At 50.7% G+C, this 11,635-nt stretch carries 12 protein-coding genes; 8 read left to right on the top strand and 4 right to left on the bottom strand.

Going from position 1 to position 11,635, the window contains the following annotated elements:
* The first annotated feature begins 15 nt into the window (after positions 1-15).
* The 8 genes from ACFIOZ_RS00515 (at position 16) to fliR (ending at position 6,138) form a co-directional block, all read left to right on the top strand.
* Entirely contained in the window at positions 16-1,464 is a 1,449-nt protein-coding gene (locus ACFIOZ_RS00515; protein WP_386081523.1) for a flagellar hook-length control protein FliK, read from the top strand.
* Positions 1,465-1,633: 169 nt separating this feature from the next.
* Complete coding sequence (gene fliL, locus ACFIOZ_RS00510; protein ID WP_386081521.1) at positions 1,634-2,110, top strand: flagellar basal body-associated protein FliL; 477 nt, start codon at positions 1,634-1,636, stop codon at positions 2,108-2,110.
* A 21-nt stretch (positions 2,111-2,131) separates the two neighbouring features.
* Positions 2,132-3,187, top strand: a complete 1,056-nt coding sequence (gene fliM, locus ACFIOZ_RS00505) for a flagellar motor switch protein FliM (RefSeq protein WP_386081519.1) — start codon at positions 2,132-2,134, stop codon at positions 3,185-3,187.
* The gene (fliN, locus tag ACFIOZ_RS00500) at positions 3,184-3,756 is read left to right on the top strand and encodes a flagellar motor switch protein FliN (protein ID WP_386081518.1); all 573 of its coding nucleotides are present in this window, start codon (positions 3,184-3,186) and stop codon (positions 3,754-3,756) included. Before fliM ends, fliN begins: the two co-directional genes overlap by 4 nt.
* Complete coding sequence (gene fliO, locus ACFIOZ_RS00495; RefSeq protein ID WP_386081516.1) at positions 3,753-4,196, top strand: flagellar biosynthetic protein FliO; 444 nt, start codon at positions 3,753-3,755, stop codon at positions 4,194-4,196. Before fliN ends, fliO begins: the two co-directional genes overlap by 4 nt.
* On the top strand, positions 4,193-5,005 hold the full coding sequence (gene fliP / locus ACFIOZ_RS00490) for a flagellar type III secretion system pore protein FliP (RefSeq protein WP_386081514.1): 813 nt from the start codon (positions 4,193-4,195) through the stop codon (positions 5,003-5,005). The genes fliO and fliP overlap by 4 nt, the downstream gene beginning before the upstream one ends.
* Positions 5,006-5,072: 67 nt before the next feature.
* Positions 5,073-5,342 carry a flagellar biosynthesis protein FliQ gene (gene fliQ, locus ACFIOZ_RS00485; protein ID WP_007112097.1) on the top strand — a complete coding sequence of 90 codons (270 nt, stop codon included), beginning with the start codon at positions 5,073-5,075 and terminating at the stop codon, positions 5,340-5,342.
* A gap of 4 nt (positions 5,343-5,346) precedes the next feature.
* On the top strand, positions 5,347-6,138 hold the full coding sequence (fliR, locus tag ACFIOZ_RS00480; protein ID WP_211594815.1) for a flagellar biosynthetic protein FliR: 792 nt from the start codon (positions 5,347-5,349) through the stop codon (positions 6,136-6,138).
* Positions 6,139-6,231: 93 nt separating this feature from the next.
* On the opposite strand, the gene flgL is transcribed toward fliR, so the two are convergent.
* The 4 genes from flgL to ACFIOZ_RS00460 all read right to left on the bottom strand — a co-directional run bounded on the left by flgL (position 6,232) and on the right by ACFIOZ_RS00460 (position 11,620).
* Entirely contained in the window at positions 6,232-7,497 is a 1,266-nt protein-coding gene (gene flgL, locus ACFIOZ_RS00475) for a flagellar hook-associated protein FlgL (protein ID WP_386081513.1), read from the bottom strand.
* Positions 7,498-7,513: 16 nt separating this feature from the next.
* Positions 7,514-9,412, bottom strand: coding sequence for a flagellar hook-associated protein FlgK (flgK, locus tag ACFIOZ_RS00470; protein WP_386081511.1), 1,899 nt, complete (start codon positions 9,410-9,412; stop codon positions 7,514-7,516).
* A gap of 73 nt (positions 9,413-9,485) precedes the next feature.
* Entirely contained in the window at positions 9,486-10,514 is a 1,029-nt protein-coding gene (flgJ, locus tag ACFIOZ_RS00465) for a flagellar assembly peptidoglycan hydrolase FlgJ (RefSeq protein WP_386081509.1), read from the bottom strand.
* A complete protein-coding gene (locus tag ACFIOZ_RS00460) occupies positions 10,514-11,620 on the bottom strand; it encodes a flagellar basal body P-ring protein FlgI (protein ID WP_386081507.1) in 1,107 nt (368 codons plus the stop codon). The genes flgJ and ACFIOZ_RS00460 overlap by 1 nt, the downstream gene beginning before the upstream one ends.
* Positions 11,621-11,635 lie beyond the last annotated feature (15 nt).

Genomic DNA, 11,635 nt, shown 5'->3' with positions numbered 1-11,635 from the left:
GCCAGGGAACTGAATATGAACATCCACCAGTTGCTTTCGGTCAGCCAAAGTTCACCTCAGACACAGTCTCAAGGTGCTTTTAACCGTCAAGACCCAGCCAATGGCTTATTCCAACAGGCGCTGTTACACGCGTCTGGTACTCAGCGAAACTCGTCGTCATCTGGGCTTGGTGACATTAGCGCTTCTCAGGCGCCCTTACAGCAAAAACAGCTCGATGCCCTCGGCAATCTTGTATCCGATACATTAGAAGTCGACGCTGAAAATTTGAGCACGGCCCTTGAAGCCCTGGGGCTAGATGTCAGTGAGAGCGACTTTTCTGAACTTCTCGCCCAGCTACAACTGCCGAACTCAGACATCAGCGTTGACACTCTAGGTTTAGAGAGTGAGCAATTCTCGACGCCGCTTGACGAGATCGCTGGCCGTCTCGCACTCATGGCTTCGTTTACCGAAAGCAGTCTCATATCACAGCAGACATTGCCGGTTTCTCCAGCAGGGCTCGAAGCGATCGCTGAACAGCTAAATGTTAGTCAAACGGAAGCTGCACAGTTGGTCAATACACCGGCGCTCAAAGCCATAATCCAGTCTCTCAGTATGGGGAGCGGCGGGTCTGTGCAGTCTATCGAACCTGCAGCACTGAAAACCATTGCTGAACAGTTAAATATTAATCAAACAGAAGCATCGCAGCTGGCCTCAGCGCTAAGTGGCTTGGTCGGACAACATCAAGGTGCTCAAGCATTGTCCGCTGATTTAGCTCGTTCAGCTGATGCACGCTCGCCTTTAGCGGAGTTCCAGATAGCCCCTAGGCCACAGCCAGATACGTTTAATATGAGCCCCCTCAACGCAGCCACAAACGTCAGTAGCGAAGCTCTCATGGGAGCTCTACTGGCCGCAGATGGAACGCCGAAAGGAAGCCAAAGTGGTGAACAATTACCAACTGGTTTTGCTTTAAATACCGGCAGCAACCCGCTAGCTATGCCGCAATCCGCTCAAACGTATACGCCTGCATCTACCCCGACAACTGCCACGTTAGCAACACCTTTTATGAGTCCTGCCTGGTCGCAACAACTAAGCCAACAGTTGGTGCAGATTTCACAGCGGGGCGGAGATCAGCATGTCCAAATGCAGTTGAATCCAGCAGAACTGGGACCGCTTTCTATCTCACTAAAATTTAGCGAGCAAGGCGCTCAAGCTCACTTTTTGTCAGCCCATGCACAGGTGCGGCAAGTGCTGGAGCAGGCAATTCCCCAGCTAAGGGAAGCCTTGGCGGAGCAAGGTATATCACTGGGCGAGACGTCTGTTGGCGAACAACACGACCCCAATGACCAAGCTTTTGCTCAGTCAAGCAGCAAGAACGGCACTAAAGCAGGCAGCGACAGCGGCGAGGTTGGTTTAGATGAAGCAACTCGCCAAAACGCCGGAAGTAACCCGCTGGTTCTGGATGGGCGGGTAGACCTCTACGCTTAAATGGCGACACCAGAATTGTTAACTTTTCTGGTACTACACATCAATACACCAATGAAATAGCTAAACCAAAAGATAGGCTTGCCAAACGAGCCTGTTCATTTCATCACCAGCATATGCTTTTGGCATAATACTTTGCTAGTGATACGCATGGAGTTCACAGGAATCGCAAATGGCAGAAAAAAGCGGCGGGTCAAAAAAACTGCTCTGGATAATGATTATCCTGGTCTTGCTGTCGTCAGCGGGAGCAGCAGCGGCTATTTATATGGTCATGGATCAGCGTGATGGCGGTTCAGGAGATGCTGAAATGCAGCAGGCTATGGAGCGCGAGCCGCCTATTTTCATGCGGATTGAACCTTTTACCGTCAATCTTGCCGATGATAGCTACGGCTCACGCTTACTCTATACAGGCGTGACTCTGCGTGTGGGTAATGAGGAGAGTAAAGCGATTCTAGAAGAGCATATGCCTCAAGTGCGTAGCCGTCTGCTGATGCTGCTATCGGGCAAGCAGGCTGATGAACTTACTTCCCCAGAAGGTAAGCAACAGCTTGCACAAGCGATTGTTGAGCGACTCAACGTCCCGCTGACGGAAAATCAGCCACCGCTTGATTTGCGTGAAGTTTTATTCACCGAATTTATTGTGCAATAACCTCGGGAACTGGAGCCGTTCATGTCACAGGACGATCTACTGTCCCAGGAAGAAATTGATGCCCTGTTGAAGGGCGTTAGCGGAGACGATGAGCCATCGGCTTCATCGTCAAAAACGCAAGACGAAGCCCGCGTTCGACCTTATGACCCGTCGACTCAGCATCGCGTTATTCGTGAGCGCTTGCATGCGCTTGATTTTATCAATGAGCGCTTTGCTCGCTATTTTCGTACTGGCCTGTTCAACCTATTACGGCGCAGTGCAGACATTACCGTAGAGTCGGTGCGTTATCAGAGCTTTAGTGAGTTCTCGCGTAATGTTCCCGTACCAACAAACCTGAACATCGTATCGATGAAGCCGCTGCGTGGTTCAGCGCTGGTGGTATTCCCGCCTAACCTCGTTTTTATGGTAGTAGATAACCTCTTTGGTGGTGACGGTCGCTTTGTCACCAAGTCGGATGGTCGAGAATTCACGAACACTGAGCAACGTATTATCCAGCGTCTGCTTAATCTCGCCATTGATGCCTACCAAGAGGCGTGGAAAGTCGTTCACCCCCTGGATGTCAGCTTTTTACGTTCAGAAGTGCAATCAAAGTTTGCCAACATCACCAATTCCCCCAATGAAATTGTGGTGAATACCAAGTTCAATATCGAAGTCGGCAACCTTTCGAGCAATTTTCAGATATGTATGCCTTACGCAATGATCGAGCCGTTGCGTGATTTACTGGCCAACCCAATCAATGATAGCAACCACGACCAAGATGGCAGTTGGTCTCGTCGAATGGCGAGTGAGCTACGCCAGTCAGAGGTAGAGTTGGTCGCTGAGTTTGCCCAAATACCGAGTCGTATTGCCCACGTAATGGGATTGAAAAAAGGCGACGTGCTACCGTTAGATATTCCGAGCTCCATCACAGCAAGTGTTGACGGGGTACCCGTCATGGAGTGTGAGTACGGTAGCCAACGCCAGCAGCATGCCCTGCGAGTGCTCCATATGATTGACCATGCCGCTATGAATAACGCATCGTCCAAGGACTTCATTAAAGGGTCTACGCGACAGAAAGCCAAGGAATCCAAAGCATGACTGATCCCAATAAGCCTGATCAGAACGTCTCTGACGACGATTGGGCAGACGCCATGTCCAAACAAGAAGAGCCCACAGCTAGCACCGATGCTGCTAGTGAAGAGGAAGATCCTTGGGCAGCTGCAATGGCAGAGCAAGAATCTGCTGAAGCGAGCGAAGAGGAAGATCCTTGGGCAACAGCAATGGCAGAGCAAGAGTCTGCTGAAGCGAGCGAAGAAGAACCCGCTGCTTCACCTGCGCCCGCAGCGAAGTCAGCAAGTGATGACATATTCCGCCCGCTAAGCCCAGACAGCGGCTCCTCTCAGGCACGCGAGCTTGAGATGATCATGGATATCCCGGTGAAACTCACCGTGGAATTAGGCCGCACAAAGTTAACCATTAAACAGTTGCTAGAGTTAGCGCAAGGGTCTGTCATTGAGCTTGAAGGCCTCGCCGGTGAGCCGATGGATATCTTGATTAATGGTTACTTGATCGCTCAAGGCGAAGTCGTTGTGATCGAAGATAAATACGGTATCCGTATAACTGAAATCATTACGCCTTCTGAACGTATTCATAAATTGAACCGATGAGCGTTGCAACTTCCTCAACGCAGAACGGTTCACTCGATGCACTGGGGAACGGTGGCGAGGCACTGATAGGCATGGCTGTTCTAGGTAAGACAGCTGCAGCCTTAGCTCTCGTTATTGCGATCATCCTTATCTGCACGGCGCTTTTAAAGCGCTGGGGCAGCCATACAACACGCCACGGCGCCCACCTGCGAATTGTGGGCAGCACTTCCGTGGGTAACCGTGAGCGTATTGTGGTTGTTGAAGTGGAAGATACCTGGTTAGTCGTTGGTGTCGGGGGCGGACGTATCACTAAACTACACGAGCGCCCGGCCCCAGAAGAGCGTACGCCAACCACATCGTCTCCGCCCGCCTCCCGCTTTTCGCTTCGCCTATCAAAAGCGTTAGCTGCCGGCCGCCACCGCGATTCATCCTCACCCACCGATCCACATCAGACGCCATGAGGCAATGGATGCACCTTTCTTGGCCCTGTGTTTTGAAGAGCTTTGTTTTGAAGAACAATCTCGCTAAGCCACTTTCGCTTTGGCTGGTTATTCTTGCTGCCTGTTTCATAACAAGCCCGCTGCATGCACAACAGATACCTGGCATTACTTCACAACCGCTAGAAGATGGCGGCCAGCAGTGGTCTCTCTCACTGCAGACACTGCTCTTTTTAAGCTCGCTAGCGTTTTTACCCTCCATGCTGCTAATGATGACGAGCTTCACGCGCATCATCATTGTGCTTAGCTTATTGCGCACGGCAATGGGTACCCAGGCAACGCCGCCCAACCAGGTACTCTTGGGTGTGGCGCTGTTTTTAACCTTTTTTATCATGTCGCCAGTATTGGCTCAGGTGTACGACAACGCCTGGGTACCACTGACGAATGAAACGATTAATTTTGAAGAGTTTTTGCTACTTGCCCAGGAACCCTTTCGCGAATTTATGCTTGCCCAAACTCGCGAGCCCGACTTAGCCCTGTTTGTACGCTTGGCGGATGTCGGGCCGATGCAAGGTCCAGAAGAGTTACCCATGCGTGTGTTATTACCCGCTTACGTTACTAGTGAGCTTAAGACTGCCTTCCAAATTGGCTTTACTATTTTTATCCCGTTTTTAATCATCGACCTCGTAGTCGCCAGTACGCTCATGGCGCTCGGTATGATGATGGTTCCACCCATTACGATTTCGTTACCCTTTAAGCTAATGCTGTTCATTTTAGTGGATGGATGGCAGCTTATTATCGGCTCGATGGCAGAAAGCTTTTACATGATATAGCGCTTCATTGAGTCATTTTCACATATGACAAGCCGCGTCGTTTCATACGGCACACAGGATTCCAACTATGACCCCTGAAATGGTGATGAGCATTGCTTACCAAGGTATGCGTGTAACGCTTCTCCTTGCTGGTCCAATGCTGCTGGCGGCGCTGTTCACTGGTCTAATCATCAGCCTCTTCCAAGCCGCAACGCAAATTAACGAAATGACGCTCACCTTTATTCCTAAGATTTTGGCCGTTTTTACAGTGCTGGTATTAGCTGGCCCCTGGCTGATTGGGTTGATCACCGACTTTACCCACCGACTATTTACCAACATCCCCAGCATGGTGATGTAGCGCTATGGTGGAAGTCACTTTCGCACAACTGCAGGGGTGGTTGGTGGCTTTTTTATGGCCGTTTGCGCGCATTACTGCTTTTATGGCGGCGTCGCCTCTTTGGGGCCACTCCAGTGTGCCCAATCAGGCCAAAGTCGGTCTGGCTGCCCTAATTTCCATTGTTATTGCGCCCATTTTACCGGCCATGCCTGATATTGCCATCATGTCATGGGCGGGGATGGGGGTTATGATCGAACAGATCCTAATCGGCTTAGCGATGGGTCTCGTCATGCATATCATGTTCGCGGTCGTTCAAGCCGCTGGGGATTTCATCGGCCTGCAAATGGGCTTGGCGTTTGCAAGCTTTTTTGATACATCCAGTGGTACCAATATCATGGTGCTATCACGTATCCTCTACATGATAACGCTGCTCATGTTTTTGGCGCTGAATGGCCATCTGATGGTGCTTGAAACCCTGATCATGAGCTTCCAAACGCTGCCCATTGGCATTGGAACCTTTAACCCGGGTGCTTTTGAGTTACTCGCCCGGTATGCGGGAACAATTTTTGCTTCGGGTATGTTACTGGCATTACCGCTGGTGGGCTCCCTGCTGACCATTAACCTAGCCCTAGGCATACTCAACCGTTCGGCTCCGCAGCTCACGGTGTTCAATATCGGCTTCCCTACCTCACTCATTGTAGGTCTTATACTGATGATGGTACTCATGACCGACATCAATCGCTTTCTACAGCGGTTATTTACCCAAGGCTTGGGGTTTATGCAGGGGCTAATCGAAACGATGGCGCCTTTAAACTAAATATCCCCATGTTTTCGTGAACAAAAACACAGGGATCGTTAGAGCTAAGGAGGCTACTTACACCATTGAAGCGTTAAGCACGTAGTAAAGCCGTTACATATAGTTAAATAGCGATAAGCCTTTAATGTCTACAAAAGCTTTTTGTGCCGCCTGCATACCAATTTGTCGCAAACTATACTCAGAAATTGCTTCGGCGTAATCCAGATCGACTAAATCCGATAACGTTTGATCGTAATTGAGCATCCGGTTACTGCCTACGGCATCGATTACATCAAGTTCATTCAAACGCGCCCCTGCAGAAGCACGCACGGTCAGTACATTATCTAAACTATTGTCCAGATCGCGCATGGCAGTGTTAAGAGTATTGCGCATCTCGGCTTTTTTGGTGGCATTATCAGCAGGACTCTCTAATACGCGAATAGCTTCTTCCATGGTTCGGAAAAGATCAGGTTTACGCTGCTCGCCATCAGCTTGCGCCACCAGGATTGAATCATCCGCAGCTGGCGTTCCTTCTAGGTTGACCGAAACCCCGCCAAAGCTGACTTGCTGGGCGGTGCCATCTTGATTCCCCGTGTACTCCACACCGGTTAGAGTTGGATCAGCGGGATCAGCAAGTACCCAGTCATTACCATCGAATGTTTCGACATTAAATTCACTGTCACTCGTAAAGGTGATGCGGAAGTCTGCTCCGTAATTAGCATCATTTACACTGTTTATTTGCGGCCCACGAAATGTCACATCGCCTTCATTGAGATCGCCACTTTTTTGCTTTGCTTCTACCACGTATCCAGCACCGCTGGGAACACTTTTAAATATAGTCTCGCCATTGTCGGCTACTGGCATTAAACGTGTGGCGTCAACACGTTGCTCGCGTACATTACTGTCGCCCTTATATTGCACACTGCCATTACCATCTTTGGCGAAAGGGGGTTGACTATCTTTATAGCCACCAAACAAATAGCGACCATTACCATCGGTAGAATTCGCTTGGCCTATCAGAGTCTCATAAACGCCTTTAAGCTCGCTAGCAATGGACTCGCGGTTTTCGTTAGTTAGCGTGTCGCTAGACGCCTGAATTAACAATCCTTTGGCACTGGTTATCGCATCACTAACGCTGTTAATAATGCTTTCCGTCTGCGACAGCGAATTACGGGCAGATACGCGTGAATCTGAAAACTGCTCAGTCACCGCTTTTGCCTGATCAACACCAATCGCCCTCGAGGCGGCCTGTGGGTCGTCGGATGGATTAACCACGCGGCGGCCACTAGCGATCTGCTGACTCACCCTCATCAGGTCGCTCTGCTGACGGTTCATGGACGCCGTGCTCTGCTCGAACATGGTAACGGTACTAATACGCATCACTTAAGCTCCCGAATTAACCGCGCAGGTTCAAGATGGTGTCCATCAGCGTACCGGCTGTGTCAATCACACGCGCATTGGCCTGATAGTACTGTTGATAGCGAATCAAGTTAGCGGCTTCTTCGTCTAGATTAACCCCTGACTCAGATTGCTGTACGGCACGTAATTGATCGGTCAAGCCCTGACGGGCGTCCAAATTCACTTCTGTGATATTGGTTCTGTTGCCAACATCACTAACGATGGATGCATATGCACCGGTGACCGTTGCCCTACCGCCAACAATCGATTCGGCTTGCAAGTTTTGTAGCGCCAGAGCATTGCGGTTATCACCCGAGTTAGCGTCACTCCGGCTGAGACTTAGAGTGGCAATATCACCAGCGTCGGGAAGCGTATTCAGAGTGAAACTAAGGCCGTCAAAAGTGACCCGATCGCCTTCTTCCAATTCATCTGTAGCCGGATTAAAGGGTTCACCATTTACCGAAATCGCCGTTGCGGGAGTAACAGTCAGCGTCCCATTTTCATCGACTTCCAGCTCATAATCTTCATTGGCAGAGAAAGCACCGCTTGCCGCAGATAGCTGACCAATCTCTAAATCACCTCCTCTTTCAACCAAGCTACTCGCCGCAATTTTGTCTACATCAGCAATATTCACGTCCATTCCATTGGCAGCTCGTCGAACCGGTTGAACTTCAAAGCTATCGCCATCTTGCGGCGCACCGCTGAACTGAATGCTGACTCCACCAAAATTTAATTCTTCATCGTCATTCCAGGCGGCTTGATCGAAATCGACAACCTGGCCGTTATCTTTACGGGTTACCACGGGCTCACCAGCCTCAAAACGGACGGTATAATCAGTCGCTCTAAGGGCATCAATCTGGTCAGGGTCAAATTCAGCGCTAGTAATGGTGACGGCGGGCAAGCTATTACCTTTATCAGCATAGGTTTGTGGGGCGCGCACTGCAAAGAACTCTTCGCCCTGGTCACCGTTAAGATCCACGCCTAACTTATGCTGCTCATTGAAGGCCGTCGCCAATGACACAGACAATTGGCCAATTTGGTTTTGTGTCTTATCTAAAGTTTCTGAACGGAAGGTCATTAAGCCCCCCAACGCTCCGCCTTTGATCGTGGACTCATCTAGTTGAACGACGTTACCTCCGCCATCACGGTACCCTACCACCGTTCGCTGAGGGTCATAATCGGCTTGTACTGCTTCAAGCTGGAATGAATTAGTGCCTGTTACCAGCGGCTGACCATTGGGCAGGCTAATATTGTAGGTTTTGCCATCCTGAATATTCAGGCGCAAATCCATACGCTCATTAAGCTCTGATACCAATTGATCACGCTGGTTGAGTAGGCTATTGGGCGCCTCGCCACTGCGCGCACGCGCCAAAGCAATCTCTTTATTTAAGCCAGCGATCTGTTCGGTGGTGTTATTAATCTGGGTAATCTCATCCTTGATCTGGCCATTAATATTGCCCTGCATATCTTGCAGGTAGCCATCAAAGGAGCGGAACTGTGAACTTAGTGTATTGGCTTGGCCAAGCACACCCTGTCTAGCCGCTGGATCAGAGGGCGAAGCTGCCAGGTCTTCTAACGATGAGAAGAACCCTTGCATCAAAGGGGCTAGGCCTGCCGCACGATCAGCTAACAGGTTATCAATTTGGGTAACCTGCCCATAGTAAGTGTTTAAAGCACTTGACTGGGTTTTGGCACTATTTAATTGCTCAGCGACATACGTATTGAACTGGCGCTCGATATCATTGACACGAACCCCACCACCTACGCGACCTTCACCCAACTGAGCCAATTCACGGTTATAACCTGGGGTAAAGATATTACTAATGTTATTACTGCTTGTATTCAGGGCATTCTGCGCCGCATTGAGGCCGCTTAAGCCGATCGAAAACATGCTCATGGTTCAATTCCTTAGGCCGATACCTATCTATTTTTTAAGTATCGGCACTGCGCAGAAAAACTTGAGGATAGGATTAGCGAGAATCGGCTAGGAAGCTGCCGGCTGCGTTAAGTGGGCCCATGGTATTCATGACCGCTACCAGTTTGTCAGCATAGCGTGGATCAGTCGCATACCCTCCGCGCTGTAGTTCTCTCGCCGCTTGCTCCGCAGTAGGGGCCTGCACCACACCGGCATAACGCGGGTTGTTGCCAATTAAGCTGGCATAGTCCGTAAAGGCGTGTTCGAACGAATCGTAAACACGGAAGGTATCCACCACCTGCGTGCGACGTCCATTAATATATTCGTGAGTCACGATATCAGTGGTTTCGCCCTGCCAATGACTGCCGGCTTTGATACCAAACAGGTTGTGACTATTGTTGCCATTACGAGTAGTAATTTCGTGCCGCCCCCAGCCTGTTTCCAGCGCGGCCTGAGCCAGAATTAATTCAGCAGGCACGCCAGTAGTCGCACTGGCCGCCTGGGCAGGAGCTGCCAGCGTTTGCATAAATTGACCGATATGGCCGGCCCCATGCTGTTCTCGCTGGCTTAGCGAGGGGTCATCGACTACAACTCCCCGCTCCTCGCCTTGTCGAATAGCCTCTAGCTCGGCTAGGAATTGACCCTTGCCTTGCGCATTAGAAGCTTCGATCGTACCAGCATTAACCGTATATGAATCGTCAAGCGTACGTGGGGTGCCACGGGGGATACCAGCGATTAATGCTTGTAACTCTTGATCAGCATTTGGCTGCGCTTTAGAGATGGCACCTTGGCGCTCCAACTGCTCAACCAAAACATCAGCAAGACCCATACCGCGCGAAGCCATCACCTGTGACCACTGTTGATCCAGCATTGATTGATAGGTATCCGTCGCACTGCTGTTCATCAGTCCAGAACTGGGGGTAGCATCGCGCATACTTTTCATCATCATTTGAATAAAAAGCGCCTCAAACTGCTGAGCTGCGCCATTTACACCCGCTTCAGGATCGACGCGTGCGGTGTGTTGAAGGCGCTGGAAACCATTCATATCCAGAGCGAATTGACTGGTCATATCACTCGCACTCATTAAATCACCTCCAGCTCAGCACGCAGTGAACCCGACGCTTTTAATGCCTCCAGAATCGACATCAAGTCTTGGGGGGTCGCGCCTAAGGCATTCAAGGCATTGACTACTTCGTTAAGCTGCGCGCCCTCTACGATCTGTAGATAAGCCTCTTGCTGCTCAATATCGATATCCGCGTCGGGAACGACAACCGTCTCCCCCTCTCCAAAGGGGTTAGGTTGGCTAACGCCAAACCGGGTATCAATCATGATTGACAAGCTACCGTGGGCTACCGCCGCCTCTCGTAAAGTGACGGCGCTGTTCATTACCACCGACCCAGTACGTGAATTCAGCACAACGCGGGCCGGAGCTTCCGTAGGCGTTACCTGAACATTCTCGACACGGGCCATAAAATTGACCCTGGCATTGTCATCATTAGGTCCATCCAGAGCTATTACCCGGCCATTACGTGCATAGGCTACCGACTGGCCAAACTCGTTATTAATCGCCGTTACCATACGCTGAACGGTGCCAAAGTCAGAGTCGTTGAGCTGTAATTCAAGCATGCCACCATTGCCGCCCAGGTTAAGCGGCACTTCCCTTTCAACCAGCGCGCCATTGGGGATACGCCCCGATGCCTGCTGGTTGATCTGGACACTGCTGCCTCCCGCTTGTGCGCCCGCGCCGCCTACCAGCATGTTGCCCTGGGCAATGGCATAAGTATCCCCATCAGCACCTTTTAAAGGGGTCATTAGAAGTGTGCCGCCACGCAGGCTGCGTGCGTTGGCAATTGATGAAACTACGATATCTAAGCGCTGGCCCGGTCTTGAGAACGGCGGCAGGTCAGCTGTCACCATCACCGCTGCCACATTGCGTAATTGTAAATTCGTACCAGAGGGGACGGTTACCCCCAGTTGAGAGAGCATGTTGGTCAGGCTTTGGCTAGTAAACGGTGCTTGGGTCGTTTGGTCACCGGTACTATCCAGACCAACCACTAGGCCGTAGCCTACCAGCTGGTTATCGCGGACACCGGCAAAGCTTGCCAATTCACGAACGCTTTCCGCCTGGGCAGGTAATGAGAATAGAGCCATTAGCACTATGGTGCCCAGTTGGACAGCCCAAGCATTCATTGTTCGACAACCATT

The sequence above is a fragment of the Vreelandella sp. F11 genome, from assembly GCF_042466685.1.
Taxonomy (GTDB): domain Bacteria; phylum Pseudomonadota; class Gammaproteobacteria; order Pseudomonadales; family Halomonadaceae; genus Vreelandella.
Note: the sequence above shows the minus strand (reverse complement) of the source record. Positions and strands in the feature narration are given on the sequence as shown.